17 protein-coding genes are annotated in these 20,724 nt (G+C 43.4%); 10 read left to right on the top strand and 7 right to left on the bottom strand.

The window, feature by feature from the left end:
* Positions 1-45 precede the first annotated feature (45 nt).
* The gene (locus tag F6K49_RS17535) at positions 46-615 is read left to right on the top strand and encodes a DUF948 domain-containing protein (RefSeq protein ID WP_293021066.1); all 570 of its coding nucleotides are present in this window, start codon (positions 46-48) and stop codon (positions 613-615) included.
* A 293-nt stretch (positions 616-908) separates the two neighbouring features.
* Here F6K49_RS17535 and F6K49_RS17530 read toward each other — a convergent pair whose 3' ends face one another.
* Together F6K49_RS17530 and F6K49_RS17525 are read right to left on the bottom strand one after the other, a co-directional pair.
* Entirely contained in the window at positions 909-3,890 is a 2,982-nt protein-coding gene (locus F6K49_RS17530; RefSeq protein WP_293070956.1) for a hypothetical protein, read from the bottom strand.
* A gap of 911 nt (positions 3,891-4,801) precedes the next feature.
* Positions 4,802-4,942, bottom strand: a complete 141-nt coding sequence (locus tag F6K49_RS17525; protein WP_293098646.1) for a hypothetical protein — start codon at positions 4,940-4,942, stop codon at positions 4,802-4,804.
* Positions 4,943-5,323: 381 nt separating this feature from the next.
* Here F6K49_RS17525 and F6K49_RS17520 point away from each other — a divergent pair, with 381 nt between their 5' ends.
* The 3 genes from F6K49_RS17520 to F6K49_RS17510 all read left to right on the top strand — a co-directional run bounded on the left by F6K49_RS17520 (position 5,324) and on the right by F6K49_RS17510 (position 8,871).
* On the top strand, positions 5,324-6,670 hold the full coding sequence (locus tag F6K49_RS17520) for an ABC transporter substrate-binding protein (protein ID WP_293071622.1): 1,347 nt from the start codon (positions 5,324-5,326) through the stop codon (positions 6,668-6,670).
* Between the two features lie 615 nt (positions 6,671-7,285).
* Complete coding sequence (locus tag F6K49_RS17515; RefSeq protein ID WP_293024318.1) at positions 7,286-7,810, top strand: NERD domain-containing protein; 525 nt, start codon at positions 7,286-7,288, stop codon at positions 7,808-7,810.
* Between the two features lie 38 nt (positions 7,811-7,848).
* Positions 7,849-8,871 carry a sugar ABC transporter permease gene (locus F6K49_RS17510; protein ID WP_293098639.1) on the top strand — a complete coding sequence of 341 codons (1,023 nt, stop codon included), beginning with the start codon at positions 7,849-7,851 and terminating at the stop codon, positions 8,869-8,871.
* Between the two features lie 298 nt (positions 8,872-9,169).
* Here the strand turns inward: F6K49_RS17510 and F6K49_RS17505 are convergent, their stop codons facing one another.
* Entirely contained in the window at positions 9,170-9,319 is a 150-nt protein-coding gene (locus tag F6K49_RS17505) for a hypothetical protein (protein WP_293024322.1), read from the bottom strand.
* A gap of 56 nt (positions 9,320-9,375) precedes the next feature.
* Here F6K49_RS17505 and F6K49_RS17500 point away from each other — a divergent pair, with 56 nt between their 5' ends.
* Positions 9,376-10,263, top strand: coding sequence for a carbohydrate ABC transporter permease (locus tag F6K49_RS17500; RefSeq protein ID WP_293071619.1), 888 nt, complete (start codon positions 9,376-9,378; stop codon positions 10,261-10,263).
* A gap of 109 nt (positions 10,264-10,372) precedes the next feature.
* Here F6K49_RS17500 and F6K49_RS17495 read toward each other — a convergent pair whose 3' ends face one another.
* Complete coding sequence (locus tag F6K49_RS17495) at positions 10,373-11,080, bottom strand: hypothetical protein (RefSeq protein ID WP_293039589.1); 708 nt, start codon at positions 11,078-11,080, stop codon at positions 10,373-10,375.
* Between the two features lie 124 nt (positions 11,081-11,204).
* On the opposite strand from F6K49_RS17495, the gene F6K49_RS17490 reads away from it, so the two are divergent.
* Complete coding sequence (locus F6K49_RS17490) at positions 11,205-11,303, top strand: cytochrome b6-f complex subunit PetL (RefSeq protein ID WP_293024328.1); 99 nt, start codon at positions 11,205-11,207, stop codon at positions 11,301-11,303.
* Between the two features lie 141 nt (positions 11,304-11,444).
* Here the strand turns inward: F6K49_RS17490 and F6K49_RS17485 are convergent, their stop codons facing one another.
* Complete coding sequence (locus F6K49_RS17485; protein ID WP_293098630.1) at positions 11,445-12,371, bottom strand: histone deacetylase; 927 nt, start codon at positions 12,369-12,371, stop codon at positions 11,445-11,447.
* Positions 12,372-12,447: 76 nt separating this feature from the next.
* Positions 12,448-12,588 carry a hypothetical protein gene (locus F6K49_RS17480; protein WP_293039591.1) on the bottom strand — a complete coding sequence of 47 codons (141 nt, stop codon included), beginning with the start codon at positions 12,586-12,588 and terminating at the stop codon, positions 12,448-12,450.
* A gap of 341 nt (positions 12,589-12,929) precedes the next feature.
* Between F6K49_RS17480 and gyrA the strand changes: the two genes are divergently transcribed.
* Positions 12,930-15,545 carry a DNA gyrase subunit A gene (gyrA, locus tag F6K49_RS17475; protein WP_293079529.1) on the top strand — a complete coding sequence of 872 codons (2,616 nt, stop codon included), beginning with the start codon at positions 12,930-12,932 and terminating at the stop codon, positions 15,543-15,545.
* Positions 15,546-15,654: 109 nt separating this feature from the next.
* The gene (locus F6K49_RS17470; RefSeq protein ID WP_293071617.1) at positions 15,655-16,221 is read left to right on the top strand and encodes a Uma2 family endonuclease; all 567 of its coding nucleotides are present in this window, start codon (positions 15,655-15,657) and stop codon (positions 16,219-16,221) included.
* Positions 16,222-16,350: 129 nt separating this feature from the next.
* On the opposite strand, the gene era is transcribed toward F6K49_RS17470, so the two are convergent.
* Positions 16,351-17,379 carry a GTPase Era gene (gene era, locus F6K49_RS17465; RefSeq protein ID WP_293024336.1) on the bottom strand — a complete coding sequence of 343 codons (1,029 nt, stop codon included), beginning with the start codon at positions 17,377-17,379 and terminating at the stop codon, positions 16,351-16,353.
* 204 nt (positions 17,380-17,583) lie between these two features.
* On the opposite strand from era, the gene F6K49_RS17460 reads away from it, so the two are divergent.
* Both F6K49_RS17460 and F6K49_RS17455 read left to right on the top strand, forming a co-directional pair.
* Positions 17,584-19,461 carry a DUF3370 family protein gene (locus tag F6K49_RS17460; RefSeq protein ID WP_293024338.1) on the top strand — a complete coding sequence of 626 codons (1,878 nt, stop codon included), beginning with the start codon at positions 17,584-17,586 and terminating at the stop codon, positions 19,459-19,461.
* Positions 19,462-19,932: 471 nt separating this feature from the next.
* A partial coding sequence (locus F6K49_RS17455; protein ID WP_366514200.1) for a hypothetical protein occupies positions 19,933-20,724 on the top strand: 792 nt, incomplete at its 3' end.

Genomic DNA, 20,724 nt, shown 5'->3' with positions numbered 1-20,724 from the left:
CCCTCTCCCCCATAGACGGGGCTTCCCAACATCCTAGGATTTTTTGTGATTGATCCTCTATTTTGGCTCGGGCTGTCCTTTCTGCTCGTAGCAGTTAGTTTAACCGCTGTTTTGGTAACATTATTGCCTGCTGTACAAGAGTTAGCGCGGGCAGCTCATAGTGTGGAAAAATTAGCTGATACCCTAAATCGGGAATTACCACCGACCCTAGAAGCCATTAGGCTGACAGGGTTAGAAATCAGCGACTTGACCGATGATCTTAATCAAGGAGTCAAAAGTGCTGGTCACGTGGTTCAACAGGTTGACCACAGTATCAGCAGTGCTAAAAACCAAGCCCAAAAAGTCAAAGAGAATACTCGTAATGTGGTTAAGGGTGTCAAAGCTGCCTGGAAAACTTGGAGGGGTACCTCACCACAATCTTCTAGGTCAATGGATTCCCTACCATCATCTCACAGAAAAGCTCTAGAACTTCTTGAGACTGATGAACGCTCATCACAAGTTAATCAGCATTGGCAAGGAAGAAATAACTCTAACCATAAAGAGGTCAATAAGGCTACTCGTGAAACCTCTAATGACGGAATCCATGATAATTCCATCCATGATAATTCTTTTTAACGAAGGCAATACCAAGACTCGAACCTGAAGACTATACAGAATAAATAAATAATAAATGTAATGCCACCCTTGAGTTTATAAACTCAAGGGTGGCATTATCCCGTTTTTGTTAATGTTTGGTTAATGGATGAGAAATATAGTTAGTCGGTAATTGGTAACTGGTAAACAAAAGCAGATAAAAGTATAGCAATCCTATTAAATTAAAACATGCAGAAAAATCAGTCCGACTCTCGGTAGATTCTTCCCCATCTTCCCTAACTTCGGTCATCTTGCCAATCTTACAACTGGTCAGATTAGGAAAGAAATTCAAGTCTACTGCTGACATCACTCACAGATACATCGTGTAATACTGCAATCAAATCATTCTTAAAATATAAAGCTGTGCTACCGGGTAACCCATTATCAGCGTCAACCAAATCATATTGATCCGCTACACCATAGAGCTGAATGATGTCTTTAGATTCTAAGTCATAAATCTCTGCATAATCATTGTCGCCCTTACCCTGGTAGAAAGCGCGATGATCATCTCCTAGGATAAAAGTATCTGACCAAGCTCCACCAACAAGAACATCAATTTCACCATTACCTCGGGAACCATTTCCAACTCCATTGAGGGTGTCATTACCGGAACCTCCAATCAAAGAGTCGTTACCAGAGCCACCCTTAAGGAAGTCATGGTGCTGCCCACCGTCGAGGAGGTCATCACCCAAACCTCCGATCAAATAGTCGTTGCCAGAGCCACCCTCAAGACTATCATGGTTCCGGCCACCGTCGAGGAGGTCATCACCCGAACCTCCGATCAAATAGTTATTCCCAGAGCTACCTTTTAAGGTATCATGGTCACTCCCGCCATCAAGACTGTCATTACCCGAAGCTCCAATCAAATAGTCGTTACCAGAGCCACCCTCAAGGCTGTCATTTCCCTGGTCTCCTCTAAGGTAGTCATTGCCAGAGCCACCTTTGAGGGTGTCATTTCCCTCACCTCCTCTGAGAGTATCATCCTCTGTCCCAGCCTCGATGAGGTCATCACCCGAACCTCCGCTTAGAGTGTCCTGACCTGAACTACCTTCTAGGGTATCGTTACCCACATCTCCCATGATCCTATCATTGCCAACACCCCCAAAAAGGTAGTCATCTCCCTGACCACCTCCGAGAGTGTCATCATTATACCCACCATAGAGATTGTCATTGCCCCAAGTTCCTCTGAGAAAGTCGTTACCGGAACCTCCAACAAGAGTGTCATCCTCAGAACCTCCTGAAAGAGTGTCATGACCCGAGCCACCAATTAGTGTGTCATTATTGCCATTACCCCAAAGCCTATCATCACCATGACCGCCTTCAAGCCGATTATCGTAACGGTCTCCCCTAATCGATTTGCTTTTCCAATTCTGGTTAAGGACTTCAATGGTGAAAGTTTTCTCGTAGCTTTCACCCCCCTGGTCGGTGGTGCGGATTTTGATCGGGTGACTAGAGTTGATATCAAAGTCTAAGAGAGTGCCATTTTTGACTTTTAGTTGATCGTCAACAATTTTAAAGCGACCTTGAGCATCATCTAATAATTTATAAGTATGGCTATCTCCGGAATCAACATCCTTAGTAGTCAGCTTAGCAATGGTAGTGCCATTTTTACTGAATTCTTTGACACTCCTGCCATCAAGGGTGATATCCGTCGGAGCAAAATTCTGGTTAAGGACCTCAATGGTGAAAGTTTTATCGTAGCTTTTACCTCCGGAGTCGGTGGTGCGGATTTTGATCGAGTGACTAGAGTTGTCATCAAAGTCTATGAGGTGGCCATTTTTGACTTTTAGTCGATTGCCATCAATTTTAAAGCGACCTTGAGCATCATCTAATAATTTATAAGTATGGCTATCTCCGGAATCAACATCCTTAGTAGTCAGCTTAGCAATGGTAGTGCCATTTTTACTGAATTCTTTGACACTCCTGCCATCAAGGGTGATATCCGTCGGAGCAGTGTTGGTAGGTTGAGGCTCCTCTGCCACATACTGAACGTCGCTAATATTTGTTATGGTGTCCGGAATAATAATCTCTTCCCATACAGGTGGTTGACTATCCTCCTCGAAGGTAATGTTAAGGCGATCGCTTTGAGAGACTGCATAGTAGTCTTTGAGGGTAATCGAACTATCCCAGCCTAGATCAAGAATCAGGTCATAACCCTCTTGAGTTTGGGTTACACTAGAGGAAGCATATTCGGAAAGATCTAAAGTATCTAGATAGTTCCAACCTTCAATAATATCATCACCCGTGGAAATTCCCAATTCATAACCGCTAAAGATATTGGCTGCACTATTGGCAATGATGTAATCGTTACTGCTGGAGTTGATCAGATTGTGAAAAATTGTATCGAATGCGATCGCAGTTCCAGATTCAGACGTAAGGTATTTTGTTCCGCTGTCATCGGTCCTAGCTTTATAAGAGCTACCATTGTAAGCGTTTTGGGTGGTTATAATACCCCCCTCATTCATATCAAAGTGGTAACCTGTATTCAAAAAAGCCAGGTTTGAAAAGTCTAAAGTATTTTCACCACCACTATCCCAGAGGGTTTGCTTAATCGGTTTGGTTGCACCATAATCCTCACTACCATCTGTGTAGTAATAAACGCTGTCAAAGGAGTAAGTAGTATCCCCGTGGTTATACTCCCTAGCTCCATAGATTAACTGTAATGCTTGAATGTCGTAAATCATTGGGGTAATCGCTGATTTCCCAGCAAAGTTATACGACATTACTGTGTTGGTGGTATTGTCCTCGTTAAAGGGCAAAAATGGACCGTGATCATGGTCCTCGTATTTATTAGGATGTTTGAAACCCAGAGCATGTAATGTCTCGTGAATCAGGGTCATGTAGCCATGATTCCCTGGGTCGTCAGCAAATCCGTTTCCGTTCTTACCTGTGGTGTCGTAGGCTGGGTTCAAATGCACATCCCCGGCCACATCCCACCCATTGCCGAAATTGAAGTTAAATCCCTCAGGCAAATAGGCATAGGAATAGCCCGGACCATCAGATACCATGTAGCGCAATAGACCATAGTCTGTTGTCGTATCTGGTACCTCATGGAAATCAACATCAAGGTATCTTTCCAGAGTTTCGAAGATGCTTCTGATATTGTCTTTGGTTTCTTCTGATATCTCTGAAACCCCCGTTTCATCTCCGTAATAAGAACCACCGTTGGCATTGTTATAGAAGCTGTAGCTGATAGTCTGAGTGTCCCAGTGAGCAACACTCAGAAGTGGATGAGTTGAGGAAAATGTGTCAGACATTGCTTTTATTTAATTCTTACTGCTTGACAAAGCCTAGTTACGGGAATGATTTGGTCGTCAGGGAACTTCCTGATTGTTGATGTTTAATGGCTTATTGCCAGTTGCCATGAATCGTAGCTATAACCCCATTCGATAACTAGTCAAACGCACTGAATTTCATAGGGTATTGGGTTACAAACCATAAAATTTACCTAGTTAAAATCCCTAATATTAAATTAATCATGAAATATCTCTGTTTCCGTTCAAGGTTGATATGTGTATATTTTTTTTTGGGGGGGGTATTTTTTACGGTTTATATGCAAAAGTCAAAAAAACGTAAATCCGTACAAAAATCAAAAATTTCAATAAATTAAATATAAATAAATTAAGTAAGTATTTTTTCAGTATTAACGATGAATGTTTATTTAAGGGTTTTATTAGCAATTAAGCACCATTAATATCAGATAGCGTTTTTATTTTATTTGTGAAAATACTACCTTATTAAAATACAAAATACAAAAGGCAAAACGCAATAAGGGCAACAGCTCCAGAGTTTTAGTGTCCAATAAAAAAAGACATCCTACGTTTACATCTCATTTATAAACCCTATAAATAAAGCCTAGGGATAGGGATAAACTCTCAAAATTGTCCAGTTTACGTCGAACTCGAATCCTAGTTATGTGAAGTTAGTATAAAGTTCTAACAAATAGATAGAGGCTAAAATCAGTAGTTTTTCTAGGTCACCGTTTATTGGTAAGCATATGCGCTACGCGCACGCTGCGCGAACAGCATTGAGCTTAAGCTTTTTTTTGTAGGTGATGTCGCCATGATGCCCTTTTGTTCGGTTCGTTCTGTTGCCAGCATCATGAATGGCTGATAGCTGGCAACCATAGCATGGGCTTAGTTGCGTAGGGTGCGTAGGGTGTGTTATATCATGTCAGGATAATTACCCTTAATAAAAATTTCCCCCATCTCCCCATATTCCCCTCCTGGGAGGGGTTAGGGGTGGGTTCCCATCTCCCCATCTCCCCATCTTCCCATCTCCCCATCTCCCCATCTCCCCATCTCCCCACACTTCCCACCCTCCCCGCGCCCGGGCCCCTTAATTATGGGTATTCAACCAGACTTGATATTAGGGGCGGGCTTGCCCTCATCTTCAACCTCGAGCGCCAGTGTTGCGACAGCCCGCCCCGTAACGCACCACCAAAAGGCTCGCCCTCATTTTATCGGTAGCTAGTGTTGGGACAGTCGGTCCCGTAACACACCACCTAGTAGGCTGAAGGTTTACGTTGATCAAGCCTGCCTTTCAAACATAGAGTCTTTCATCTGTGTATTCTGATTTCTCAAGCTTCCCCTCCCTAAGTTGTTGCTCAAGTCATTGAGTGGGGTTATCTTAGAACGGAATTGTACTCACAGTATGAGTGTCATTATTTGCTAAGGCTCATAATTGAAAGATGTTCAGACCCAAATTATGGATCAAGATAGGTTTTATCGAGCATATAGGAGAATTTTTTGCGAAATTTAGAACTAAACCGGCTCCTAACACGGTATTTCCTACTGTATTTCTAGGTTTATCTTTAGTTTTAGTCGCCTGTGCCCCCAAGGGTGGAGACCCTAAAAGCAATACGGTTACTATCCTGGGAGTAATGACAGGGGAAGGGGAGCAAATCATGGAACAGATACTAGAACCCTTCACTAAAGAAACGGGTATCAAGGTGGTGTATGAAGCCAGTAGTGATTTCGCCACCCTCCTACCTGTGTTGGTGGAATCTGGAAATGCTCCCGATCTTGCCATGTTCCCTCAACCGGGTTTGATGGCTGACTTTGCTAGGGAAGGTGAACTGGTACCTGTAGATACCTTCATGGACAAATCTCAGTTATCTGCTGCTTATTCTCAAAACTGGCTAGATTTGGCAACTGTCGATAGTAAAGTATACGGGGTGTGGATTAGGGCGGCGGTCAAAAGCTTAGTTTGGTACAATCGAGCTGCGTTTAAGGCAGCTGGTTACAAAATCCCTACCACCTGGAATGAAATGATGGCACTGTCCGATCAGATTGTGGCAGATGGCGGTGTCCCTTGGTGCATCGGAATAGAAAGCGGTGCGGCTACAGGATGGGTTGGTACTGACTGGATTGAGGATATTATGTTGCGCACGGTTGGTGGGGAAGTGTATGACCAGTGGGTTGCTCACAAGATTCCCTTTAATCACCCAGCGGTTAAGAATGCTTTTGAGCAGTTTGGCAACATTGCCCTTAATCCTAAGTATGTGTTTGGTGGCACTGTTGGTATTATTAGCACTCCCTTTGGTGACGCAACTGCACCGTTATTTGATAACCCCCCAGGTTGCTATCTGCATCGCCAAGCTAGCTTTATCACTAGCTTCTTACCTAAAGATGTAGCGCTAGATAAGGATGTGAGTATCTTTCTGTTACCGGGTATTAAACAGGAATTGGGAGTGCCAGTGTTAGTGTCTGGTATTGTGACTGCTATGTTTAAGGATACTCCAGAAGCACGGAAGTTGATGGAGTATTTATCAACTGCCCAAGCCCATACTATCTGGGCAAGTCAGGGAGATTATGTCTCACCCCATAAACAGGTTAGTTTGGATGCTTACCCCAATGACATTGTTAAACGTCAAGCGGAAATCTTAGCCAATGCGGATATGGTGCGCTTCGATGGTTCGGATATGATGCCAGGAGCCGTGGGTACCGGGACATTCTGGAGTGGCATTGTTGATTATATTGGTGGGACAGATGTGGATACAGTTCTGAAAACTATTGAGGACAGTTGGCCAGATTAAGTATGAGGAATTAGGGATTAGTCATTGTAAAAAAAAATATTTATTTAAAATCGCCTTCTAATGTTACTTTAGCACAATTGCCAAATCGGTAACTATAATATCAAGTCTGGTTGAATACCCATAATTAAGGGGTCCGGGCGCGGGAAGTGTGGCCAGATGGGGGATATTTTTATTAAGGGTAATTATCCTGACATGATATAAGATACTGAAATCAAATTAAGTCAGTTATTCGCCACCATTTAGCGAAAGGGACAATAGCGGCGTTTAGGCATTAATTACGATTAAATATCTGAGTACAATATCAGCACTTGCGCTTCGCTCCGCTGTAACGGCAATCCCTTGGGGTGTAAGCAGGCAGGATATAGTAGGATGTCAGTGACTACTATAAATTTGGCTTTGCTGAATAGGATTTGGGTACTCAAGTATAGTTGGAGCAGTTACCGATTAACGATTACCGATTACCTTTGGATCTTCCATAATTGAGCAACACCGTAAGTTTAGGATTCCCCCTTTAGGCCAAACTCAAGTTTAAATAAGAAATAAGCTATGGATACTAGTCAGATTGATAAATTTGTTTCCTATTGCCAAGGTTAACAGCCACAAAGTGAAGAAGATATGAGACGTTTTTTTATAGGGGTTATTGGTTTTCCCTATGATCAGGAACTGCTATTACAGGCATATCTATTTTTCAATATCAACTCATTATTTCCAACCTGTAGTCAGCTCATCCTGTTTGAAAAGGCCCTAATCCAAGACTATACAAATTTAGGTAAAGTAGATTTTGTTTATCTTAGTAAAAACAAAAAAATATTTTTAATTGAAACTAAATATATTGATACTGAAGCGACAGGAAAGCACGAAAGAACTAGAAGAAATAAGCATAGAAATAAGGTAGTGGAACAAGTCATTGATTGGAAATACAAATTGAGACATTATTGGAATATATCAACTAACCAAATTCATTGTGGAGTATTTACAACCGATCCACAAGTAGGTGATCGTGCAAGGAGCACTGACATTATCGCTAAATCAATATCTATCTATGAACTGGAACTGTGGCAAAAAAATTATAAATTTTATAATTTAGAGCATGGCAATAAACGGGATTCGGTGAGAGATTTATATGAGGTGATCAAGTGATAAGGTTATCAGGTGATGAAGTGATGAGGCAATGAAGGATGGTATTGCTCAAAATAGTTACTTTCATTCTCGCCGTTGTCATAGGCTGTGGTGGGGTGATAGCTTTATTATATGGCATGAATGGCTTGGTAAATCAGCTACCCAATAAAACGCGATTGACCTTGGCCAAAAGGCCACGCTACGCGAACGGTCACGCTACGCGAACGCATTTTGTGGCTTGGGTATACTTAGCCCCTGCTTTAGCATTACTAACCGCTTACCTGATTCTGCCGACCCTCAATACTATCTATATCAGCTTCTTGGATAAGCGATCGCAAAATTTTGTGGGACTGGACAATTACATCTTTGCCTTTACCAACCCTACTATGCTAATCGCTTTTCGTAACAATGTCCTTTGGTTGGTATTGGTAACAGGGTTTAGTGTAGCATTGGGTTTAATTATTGCGGTGCTGGTGGATCGGGTACGCTATGAACCCGTAGCCAAGTCTATAATCTTTATGCCAATGGCAATTTCCTTTGTGGGGGCTAGCGTGATTTGGCGATTTATCTATGCTTTTCGTCCAGCTGGCTCAGAACAAATTGGCTTACTCAATGGCATTATTACCAGTTTAGGATTTGAGCCTGTAGGTTGGTTAGTGGAGCGCGAACTTAATAATTATGCTCTGATTGTGATTATGATTTGGTTGCAGACAGGGTTTTGCTTGATTTTGCTCTCTGCTGCCATCAAAGGTATCCCCAAAGATATTATCGAAGCTGCACGGATAGATGGAGCTAGTGAGTGGCAAATCTTCTGGACAATTACTATTCCGATGATACGAGGGACTATTGCTGTGGTTGTGACTACTGTAGTAATAGCGGTCCTAAAAGTCTTTGATATTGTCTGGGTGATGACCGGTGGTAATCAAAATACGGAAGTGATTGCGTCTCGTATGATTAAGGAAATGTTCAATTATCGGAACTTTGGACGAGGTAGTGCGATCGCAGTTATTTTATTACTAGTTATTATTCCGGTTATGATTAGCAATATCCGTCGGTTTCGAGAGCAGGAGAACAGCCGTTAATAGTAATATATAATTATTATTTGAATTGTGAACATACTCCCGCTTGGGAAAGGCAAGAGGGAAGAGGCAAGAGGCAAGAGTTAATCAAGTAGCGATGCAGCAAGGGAACAGGTGAGCCAGTGAGGCCAAAGGGGATTTCCCCCATTCGCGACTGCATCAAGACATAGAAGGATTTTGGTTAAGGTCAAAAACGGTAATTATTATTTATTATTTCTAATTGATTTAGAAATGTTATAGTATTCAGATTAAAGTTAAAATTTGATTCTGATGGCGTCACCGAGTTAAGCAACTGTTCTAGCTATGGTTGAAATTCTATAAGGCTTGGGGTGATGCGATGCTCCTTTGGAGCCGCTTCGCGAACGCATCTTGCCCAGTTGTTTTGCCCAGTTGTTTTGCCCAGTTGTTTTGCCCACTTGTTTAACGACTGCTGTTGTGGGATTGGTTGCACAAAGCGCTTATCTTGGCAAAAAATAGACTAATTCCAGACATGACTTTAACCCAGCTATGGCACCAAAACCGTTCTTTGTAGCAAAATCCCAACACCTACAGCAATTCTTCTGGAAAATCCCGATTCATCTGACCCTGATTATCATCTCTTTGATCTGGACTCTACCCACTGTTGGCTTGTTCATTAGTTCCCTACGCTACCGAGATGATGTGCTCAAAACCGGTTGGTGGTCAGTCTTCCAACACCCCTTCAATTTCACCCAATACCACCTGGGTAACTATATTGATGTGATTACCTCCGAAGGGATGGGACAGGCATTTTTCAATAGTCTGGCTATCTCGATTCCCGCTACAGTTATTCCGATTGCGATCGCTACTGTTGCTGCCTATGGGTTTGCTTGGATGAAATTTCCTGGTCGCCAAGTCCTGTTTATGGTAGTAGTTGGCTTGCTGGTAGTCCCGTTACAGATGACTCTGATTCCGGTATTGCGAGTCTACGGATATCTAGGACTTTCCGGTACATTATTAGGTATTTGGTTAGCCCACACAGGCTATGGTTTGCCCTTAGGAATTTATTTATTGCGTAATTATATTGCTAGTTTGCCTCAGGAGTTAATCGAAGCAGCAGCAGTGGATGGTGCGTCTCATCTAACCATAGTTACCCAGCTGATTGTGCCTCTATCCATGCCTGCGATCGCATCATTTGCCGTGTTTCAATTTCTCTGGGTCTGGAATGACTTGCTAGTTGCTTTAGTCTATCTCGGAGTTACACCAGACGTTGCCCCGCTAACGATCCGATTAACAAATATAGTAGGTTATCGTGGGCAGCAGTGGCATCTTCTTACCTCTGGTGCATTTATCACAATGATTGTACCACTGATTGTGTTTTTTGTTCTACAGCGGTACTTTGTGCGGGGGATTTTAGCCGGTTCGGTTAAGGGTTGAAACTCTTATCTATAGCAGTTTTTAATTACCAGAAGTACTTTCGTCCTGGGTTGCGCGGGAGTAGGGAGTAGGGAGTAGGGAGTAGGATTCAGTTTATCGAGGGTGAGATTCAGGGCTGACCTACTTTAGGTAATTCTGTTTCATTGGAGAGAGCGAAATTATCTAAAGAAACCTTTGCTGAATAGGCAATACCATCCCGCTGGTACAAAATTAATAGGCTATTTGCGTGTTTGACCTTGTAACCCAAAAATCTATCTACTCCACTTACTACTTCCTGATATTCATTACCATTGGGATGTGTAAATGCTATTGTTATACTATCATTGTTTGTTAATCTTCCATCACCATTGGTATCTTGTTTAATAAGGTTGTATAAAACGGCTATAACTGGTTTAGATTCAACCCTGTTATTAGCTCTATCATTAGTTTCTGAAATGAAGCTATCGCTAGCAATTAAATAGTCATTCTTAGCAAAGAGCCATTTGCTTTTACCTGTTTCACTATCCAAAAACAAATAGTTTCTAGTTGAGCGTGTCGATTTGCTATAATAGGATTGGGTATAAGATTGGTCTGAGTAAAGCGGCACCATTAGATAGGTTGTGCCATCAACTTCCCTGAGATTACCCAGCTCCCACTCTTGAGACCTTGAGCTATCGTCATCGACATTAACAATGTTAATCCGCTGCCGCTCTCTCGTAGTGCTTTTGACTATCTCGATAGCAGCAAAAGCCAAAACCGCTATTGCTAGCAATCCAGTAGCCATAATAACAATAGCATTAAAGCGCCACACAAAACGAAAAAATTTCTTGTCGTCCATGATTGTTCACCGTTGACAGCTGACGGTTGACTATTGACGGTTGACTATTGCTCTGAGGAATAAGACTCAATATGAGGTAAAATTATGTAATATTATTACACTAGTCAATTTTTGGGAGAATAATATGATATCTGCAGCAATCGCTTACTTTGGAATTCTAGCTGCTGCCACTGTTGTGGCTCTGACTCTATTTTTTGGACTTAGAGCAGTTAAGTTGATCTAACTACTGTTGTTTCCAGAATAATTCAAGCAGTATGGCGGATTTAAACATTTAATTGTTTTGAGTATAGCCGCCTACTGTAGCGCTATAGTTAACCAGCTATAATTAACCAGCTATACTTATAGCTATCTATACTTAGCCAGATCAACTCTCCTTGGCCAAACAAGGTTTAATTGTTGCTACCACCGACTGAGCTAGAGCAGTGAGTTCATACCCGCCCTCTAAACCAAAAACAATCCGACGAGTTAGTTGCAGACAATACTTGGTAAATAGCCCATAATCATCTGGCTGCAAGGCAATATTTGCCAAGGGATCGGCGGCATTAGCATCATAACCAGCACTGACAATCAATAAATCTGGCTGAAATTTGGTTAAAAAGGGCATCACTTTCTGTTCAAACATCGGCTGGTAATCTGCTAACGTGCTGCCTGGTGCCATGGGAAGATTAAGGACATTATTGTGAAACCCCTGTTCACTGGCTTGGCCTGTACCAGGATAGCAAGGGGATTGATGAAGGGAGATGTAGGCAATGCGAGCATCTCGTTCCACAACATCTTGAGTACCATTGCCGTGATGGACATCCCAGTCTAGGATGGCAACTCGTTCGACTCCCGATTGCTCTAAGGCATAGTAAGCTGCGATCGCAGCATTGGAAAATAAGCAAAACCCCATCCCTCTCTGACGTTCAGCATGATGACCAGGGGGACGGGCTAGAACAAAGGCTGAATTATTGGTAGTGAGGACTTGATCTACCGCATCTAGCCAAGCACTAACGGCGAGTAGGGCAACATCGTAACTGCGGGGGGATATCCCTGTGTCCGCATCTAACCTGCCACCATTACTCCTAGCTATTTCTTCAACTGTCTCAATGTAGCGCTGGCTATGAATTTGTTGTACTAGAGGCATCACTCGACGAGTTTCTACCGCTGTCGGTAACTGCCACTTAATTTGGTCAGCCCAAGGTGCAGCTTTGATAGCATCAACAATCGCAGTTAAACCTTCTGGTCGTTCTGGGTGAAACCGACCGTTATCGTGTTCAAGAAACTCATCGGAGTAAATGACAGGAAACATATTATAGCACGATTCAGCCAAAATGATGGAAAAACGCTTTAGGTCAAGGTACTTGTGAATAGATTAACCTTACCGATTACTTCATCAGGTGATCCCTAAACAGACCAAACACGACACCAAAGCCGATTATAGCTAGAGCGAGGCTGATAGGGATTAAATCTGGTCTCAAAACGATGGCAAAAATAGCTAAGCCGATCAAAACATAGGATAGTTTCATCAAAAACTCCTTAGTCGTTGGGAACCTCTGAGGTTTAGTCAGGGGAGGAAAACAATCTGGTGGCATAAACCGCCAGTCAACATGAACAAGAACAGGTTAATTTTCTAAGCTACCCTAGGAAATTTTCTGTCTTTTTCCCATAATTTTTGCACAAGAAGCGCGAATCTGCTCATTGTCTAAGCCTTGCCCGTGGTTCTGTTACCGGCTATAGTCGAGATTTTGTGTTAAAATTTAAAAATAACCAGCCAAATTTGGAAAAAAAAGGTGTTAAAAGCCTCTTTTGAGAGATTTTAACCGATTTATTTAGCAAAATCCTCGATAATAAGGGAGTTTGTCCAACTATGAGTACATCCCAAGAACGCATTGTCCCGACAAATTTGCGGAACGAAATGTCCCGGTCTTATTTAGAATACGCCATGAGCGTTATTGTAGGTCGGGCATTACCAGATGCCAGGGATGGGCTCAAGCCAGTACACCGACGGATTCTCTATGCGATGCATGAGCTGGGCTTAAGCCCAGACCGTCCGTTCCGCAAATGCGCTCGTGTGGTGGGGGAAGTGTTGGGTAAGTATCATCCCCATGGGGATACTGCTGTTTATGACGCTTTGGTGCGCATGGCTCAGGATTTCTCCATGCGATCGCCTCTGATTAATGGTCATGGAAATTTTGGCTCAGTAGACAACGACCCCCCAGCGGCAATGCGTTACACAGAGTGCCGCTTGCAAGCGATCGCTACCAATGCCCTACTCCGGGACATTGAGTCAGAAACTGTAGACTTTGTTGATAACTTTGACGGTTCCCAACAAGAACCGACTGTCTTACCAGCACGGATTCCCCAATTACTGCTCAACGGCTCATCGGGGATTGCTGTGGGTATGGCAACCAATATCCCCCCTCATAACCTGGGAGAGTTGGTGGATGGCTTAGTCGGCCTGATCCATAATCCCGAAATCACTGATAAGGAGTTAAGGCGGTATATCCCTGGTCCAGATTTCCCCACTGGGGCACAGATTTTAGGAACATCGGGTATTAAAGATGCTTACACCAGTGGTAGGGGTTCTATCACCATGCGAGGTGTGGCAGAAATTGAAACCATTGGGCAACGAGGTCGTCCAGACAAAGAAGCCATTATTATTACTGAGCTACCTTACCAAACTAATAAGGCAAGTTTAATCGAAAAGATTGCTGAATTGGTTAATGATAAGCGCATTGATGGCATTTCCGATATTCGGGATGAAAGCGATCGCAATGGCATGCGCATCGTAATCGAACTAAAGCGCGATGCTTATCCCAAAGTTGTCCTGAATAATCTCTACAAGCAAACCCCCCTCCAAACCAATTTTGGAGCAAATATGCTAGCCCTGGTGGGCAATGAACCCCAGTTGCTGACCATAAAGCAGTTCTTAAACGTTTTCCTGGATTTCCGCATTGAAACCATTACCCGACGGACTCAATATCAATTGCGCAAAGCTGAGGAACGGGATCATTTACTGCAAGGGTTACTAATTGCCCTAGATAGCTTAGATGCTGTGATTGCCGTGATTCGGGGGGCGGCGGATACGACTACAGCACGAGGACAATTAGTGACAGAATTTAGTCTATCTGAAGCCCAAGCAGATGCTATTTTGCAAATGCAGCTGCGCCGTTTGACTGCTTTGGAAGCCCAAAAGATTCAAGCTGAGCATGAGGAATTACAAGTTCGGATTGCGGATTTACGGGATATCCTAGCTCGCCGAAGTCGCATCCTGGAGATTATTGAAACTGAAGCCCAGCAACTGAAACAGAGCTTTGCCACACCACGCCGCACACAAATTCAACAGGTTGAAGGGGAACTAGATGATACTGACCTGATTGCTAATGAAAAAGCTGTGATTCTGCTGACTGAGCAAGGGTATATCAAACGCATGCCTGTGGATGAGTTTAGAGCTCAAGCTCGGGCAACTCGTGGGAAAGCTGCTGCCAGAATTAAAGATGATGATGAGGTAGAGCATTTCTTCACTTGCTGCGACCACGATAGCATTTTATTTTTTAGCGATCGCGGTGTAGTGTACTCTCTCCGTGCCTACCAAATCCCGGCTGCATCTCGCACCGCCAGGGGGGTACCGATTGTGCAGATGTTACCCATTCCCCACGAAGAAAAAATTACTTCTATTGTACCGGTATCTGAATTTACAGATGATGAATATCTAGTCATGCTAACCCATAAGGGTTACATCAAGAAAACTGCTCTAGATGCTTTCAGCAAAATTCGGGCAAATGGATTAATTGCTATTTCCCTCGGGGAAGGAGACCAGTTGCGGTGGGTACTTCGTGCTAGGCAAGAAGACAGCATCATAATTGGGTCTCGTCATGGCATGGCAATTCACTTCAAGTGTGACAATGATCAACTCCGCCCCCTCGGTCGTGCGACCAGAGGAGTTAAGGCTATGAAACTCAAGGGTGATGATGAATTAATCGGTATGGATATTTTGTCCGGTCAAATCATCGCTAGTCTAGCTGCTACTGAGGATTCAGAGGAAGAGACAGAAGACCTTAGTGATTCTGAGATGGTGGAAACAGCGGCTCAGGGTCCTTGGGTATTAATTGTCACTATGGGAGGCTATGGTAAGCGGGTACCCGTATCCCAATTCCGGCTACAAAACCGTGCTGGTATGGGAGTTCGCTCAACCAAATTCCGTTTACCGAAAGACCAACTGGCAGCCCTACAGGTAGTTAATGAAGGGGATGAATTGATGATAGTCACTAGTCGAGGGATTATCATTCGTCAAGCTGTTGATGCTATTTCTCCCCAATCTCGCATGGCAACTGGGGTCAGAGTGCAAAAGTTAGATGATGAAGATGCGATCGCAGCGGTTGCTTTAGTACCTATCTCTGATCAAGAGCAGGAAATCGAAGAGCCGGAAATCGAAGAGCCAGAAACCGAAGAGCAGCAAGAGTCAGTAGATCAATATAAATAGGCCACTAGAAATAAACCTACAATAGGTTTTTGTAGACGGTTAACCGTCAACCGTCTACAAAACCCACCTTAACTACACTAATAAACCGGTTTTCTAGGAGGCAACTCAAATGATTCAAACTGCCAAAAAGTTTTACACATTTGAAGACTATATTTCCTACCATGATGACACTGACTACAAGTATGAGCTTGTTAATGGAGAGCTTGTTGCTATGCCACCTGCTAGTGGACTACATGCCCTGATTATGCTTTTTCTATTCAAGGAATTTGATAGAGAAATTGACAGGGTTAGTTTAGATTGGGTTGTTATGCCTGGTAATCTTGGGGTTCGCACAGCTGAGAATAAATCTAGAATTCCTGATTTAGTCATTATCTCAGAAAATCAGCGGCAAGCTATCCGTTCCATGTCATCAGCGGTGCTGGAATCAGCACCACTACTAGCAGTAGAAATTGTCAGTGCAGGTAATCCTCAAGATGATTACCGCTACAAGCGTTCTGAATACGCAGTGCGGGAAGTGCCTGAGTATTGGATTGTTGATCCAATTAAGTCTAAGGTTTCGGTTTTGCGTTTAGTTGATGGGTTTTATGATCTGACAGAATTTACAGGAAATCAAAAAATTGAATCACAAACATTTACCGAGTTAGCTTTGACAGTTGAACAAGTATTTGCCGTTTAGAATAATTGTTAAGGATGAAGTAGTAATGGTTAATTGGTATTTAAAAATATCCTGTTACCTGTCCTCTTTTTATATTAATCCTAGGTTTACATATCAAATAAAAATGCTATAGATATAGCGTACTTACTATTACTTCTCCACCCGATATCCCAACTCTAATAACCGTAAGCGAGATTGTCGCCATTTCGGTTTTACTTTCACAAACAATTCCAGGTAAACTTGACCAGCAACTAACTTTTGAAGTTGTTGACGAGCAGCAGTACCAATTTGTTTGAGCATAGTACCCTTTTTCCCAATCAAAATACCTTTTTGGGAGTCTCTCTCTACATTGATCGTAGCAAAAATACGGGTGATTTTTGGTTGTTCCTCCACTAAATCAATAGTAATAGCAACCGAGTGGGGGACTTCCTCACGAGTTAGGAGTAAGATTTGCTCTCGAATCAATTCCCCCATGATAAACCGTTCTGGCTGGTCGGTTACGAAGTCAGGGGGATAATAATATGGTCCTGGTTCTAAGCGCTCAATTAATTTCTGCTGCAATAGGTCTAAGCGATCAGCTGTCAGGGCAGAAAATTTGACGACTTCCCAGCCTTGAGCAGTAGCTAGTTTAGCATAACTAGCATCGATTGATGCTCCCCTACTCTGGCGAGGTTGTATATCTGATTTGTTCACACCCAAAATTACTGGTGTCTTGGTATGGCTCAGTAGATCAACAATAAAGCGATCGCCTCCTCCCGCCTCCACCGTACTATCCACCACCAACAGCACCACATCCACTAACTCAATCGCTATTTGGGCATTTTTCACCAATACCTTACCCAGCTGATGATGAGGTTTGTGAATCCCTGGCGTATCCACAAAAATCAATTGAGCTTCCGGTGTGGTCAAGATACCTCGCAGCCGATTTCGGGTGGTTTGAGCCACTGGCGAAGTGATGGCAATTTTTTGCCCTACCAGTTTATTCATCAGTGTGGATTTGCCCACATTCGGGCGTCCCACAATCGCCACAAAGCCAGACTTAAAGCCCTCTGGAGCAACCGGAATAGTTTCTATAACTGATGGATTGATAACTTTTTCCTCTAGGTTATCTTGGGAAGAGTCTATGGTCGAATCCTCTTCCGAGTTTTGTTCGTCTTGGATTTGAGAATTGTCAGTCATTGAACCAATCGTAGTTTTTATTGTTTTATTATGAAATTTATGTTAGCAACATACATAGGGACTATGTTGAGTATGTTGTTAAAGGGGATAACACCCCGGTTAATTGACCAACATTATCATAAATAGAACTGATCGTGGGCTTGAAGTAAAAAATTTCAAGTTAGTTGCCCAGACTCAAGCAGTTTAGACTAAATACTACTACTGATGACCAATACCGCTACTTTCCCTGACCTAGAAAATCATTGGGCGAGAGATTGTATCAACCAACTGCGGGAGCGTAAGTTGGTCAGTGGTTACCCGGATGGTAAATTTCGTCCTAATTTTAGAATTACCCGCGCTGAGTTTGCTGTCTTAATGCTGAATGCCTTTCCCTCAGCACCGATTCAGCGGGGTGGTATTCGTTTTAAGGACGTACCTAGTAATCATTGGGCCAAAAATGTGATTCAAGATGCCTACAAGCGAAGATTTTTTTCGGGCTATCCTGGCAGACGATTTAAACCGAATGAGTCCATTTCTCGAGTGCAAGCGATCGCCGTTTTAGCAGGAGCCAAGAATTACCCTATCCCGTCAGAACCCGATGGAACTCTCAGACGGTATTTTACTGATGCTACCCAGATTCCCCAGTATGCTAAAAATGCGATCGCATCCGCAGCAATTAATACTATTGTGGTTAACTATCCCAATATCAAACAGGTCAAACCAAATCAGAGTGCTACCCGTGGTGAAGTAGCGGCTTTGCTGTGTCGGGCGTTAAACATCTATGCTGTTCCACCTCAGTATATTGCTGGAGTGGAAGTCTCTTCTGATGATGTTCGTAGTTTACCAGGGCAATTGGATCAGGTGCCTGTATTTAATAGCAATAGTCCAGAACTAGTCAGAAGTGAGGGGATTTTGCTGTCTACGTTTTCACCGGAAGGGAAACAAGTTCCTTCAGCCCACCTTGATTATGGCTTTAATGGACGGTTTGATATCTTTACCCACCATATTGCTAGAGCAGAGACTCAGGCGGAAACCCATCCCCTTTATCAAGGATTGATAGTTTATAATCCCAATGAAACACCTGTTACAGTGGAGGTCTTGCAAGGGGCGAGTTATCTGTCTACCCCAGATGCACCGTTTATCTCGTTGCCGGATATGGTGGATAATCCCAATGGTACAGTCTATGCTGGTCCTGGCAGTCGGACAATGAATGATGTACTCAGGGGAATTCTCCAAGAACTATTTCCCGCCAAACTGGTGCTGAAGGCAAAACAAAGCCAAATGTTAATGAATCAGCCAATTCCAGTTAAACGATCACCAGCTTCTAATGGTCGTTCTACCATGATGCGGTTACGGAGTGATGGGATGGTCTATGTGGCTAACTTAGCCATGAAAGCCCCTCGTGATGGCAATGGAATCTATCGGGAACCTACGGTAGCAGAATGGCAAGACTTACTGGATACGGGCGGCTTAGCTCAACCCCGTGGACCAATACCCACTCCTCTCGAACCACCTCAAGAACCGACGGTGTTTGGTCGGGTGGCTGGTGTTTCCCAAGGTTCTCAATGGCAAGTGCTGATTCAAGATAATCCAAATGTTAACTATTTGAGTATTCCTCAGCTAGGGCAGGCATTTTCTTATGTGGTGGGGACTCTACATCTGATTACTCTGAGTACAGGGCAAATTCAAAGTGCACCGATGTTAAGGCGCTATGCCGATACGGCCTACTTTGCCCACAGTAATTATGGGGTAGAATACAATATAACTTTACCATTGAAGAATACTACTAATCAACCCCAAACGCTGACGGTATCGCTGCAAACGCCATTGAAGGATGAGGGGGGTACTGATCGACTGCTGTTTTTGAACCCACGGGTTGAAAACGTGTTCTTTCGGGGTACACTCAGAATAAATTATGATGATGATGATCGAAAGGCTCAGACGCGCTATGTGCATTTAGTGCAGCGACGAGGACAGCCAGGGCATCCATTGGTGACGTTGAATTTAGCCCCTGAAGAAGTTAGGCAGCTACAGGTGGATTTTCTCTATCCCCCGGATTCGACACCACCCCAGGTGCTTACAGTTCGGACTTTGGAGGGTTAGGAGAGTTGGAAATCGGCTCACAAATACAAGGTCGCAATTGTGCGATCGCACAATCAAATATTAATCTCGATTCTAGTAGTATCACGGATTTAGCCTGAATCTGCTATTGTGTAACGTTAGCAGCATACTAAACTTTATCAAAAATAGCTGATGCCAGCAAAAGCGATCAGTATTAACTATTTAGGAGTTTAGTTATTGCTGACGAAGTTTTGCCTAAGATCATCAAACCAGCAGAAATGCTTACTCTAGATGATAGAGATGATCTAGTTACGGCAGCTACTGCCTAGGGATATACCTAGAATTGCTGTCGGCACCAGAACAACTATATCACACTCAGGTTGCTTGATAACTTTTGCTAGATAACTATTGATATCTTGACCACTTATGCCTTCTCAAACCTTTATCGTGCGTGCTCACACTCGTACGATCCATACCCGTCCAGTTACCTTTTTTTGCCCCAAATGCAATCATATGACTACTCGTGAGTGCTATCCTGGTAAGCCTCCTAAATACTGTCTCGAATGTAGTCCGAGACGAAAACGTCAGCAAGATGAGCTGTATATACCCGAAAAGGGGATGTTCAAGCCAACACACAACTTGGTGAATCTTACCAGTGGGCAGAAGACACCAGTATGTCTGGAGAAGTCCCCCCAAGCTGGGTGGCTTTTCGTGAGGACAGCCCTAGATTGGTTTAGCGGGGAAAGCATCATCAAGTATCACACAACTAAAGGGGTTTACAGCCAGGAGGTGCCGTTGGCAGATTATATCGTCGAAGCTCTACCAGCTGGCGATATCACCACAGCATTTCCATCAGCTACCTCTGCTAAAAAGAAGATTACTCCTGCTAAATCTTCATCAGAGCTACTTTTAGTAGAACCCTACAGTGTGAAGAAGATGTGCGATCGCTTCCGGTGCGGGGACAGGTTACTCAAGAGGATGCGCACTGACCCAAACTTCAGCCAGTGGAGTCGCTCTCGGGATCCCGAGGGCATCACTTGGGAGTATCGGCAAGGAAAATATTTTCCTTTAGTTGATCAGGTTAATCAGGAATCATCAGCCACCTCTGAACCTGAAATAGAGGAGACTACCCCCACGACTAATGGGTCATCCCAGGGGATTTCAGTAGAACCCTACAGTGTGAAGAAGATGTGCGATCGCTTCCGTTGCGGGGACAGGTTACTCAAGAGGATGCGCACTGAGCCAAACTTCAGCCAGTGGAGTCGCTCTCGGGATCCCGAGGGCATCACTTGGGAGTATCGGCAA

The organism is Moorena sp. SIO3I6 (assembly GCF_010672095.1).
This window is presented reverse-complemented; position numbering and strand designations above follow the sequence as displayed.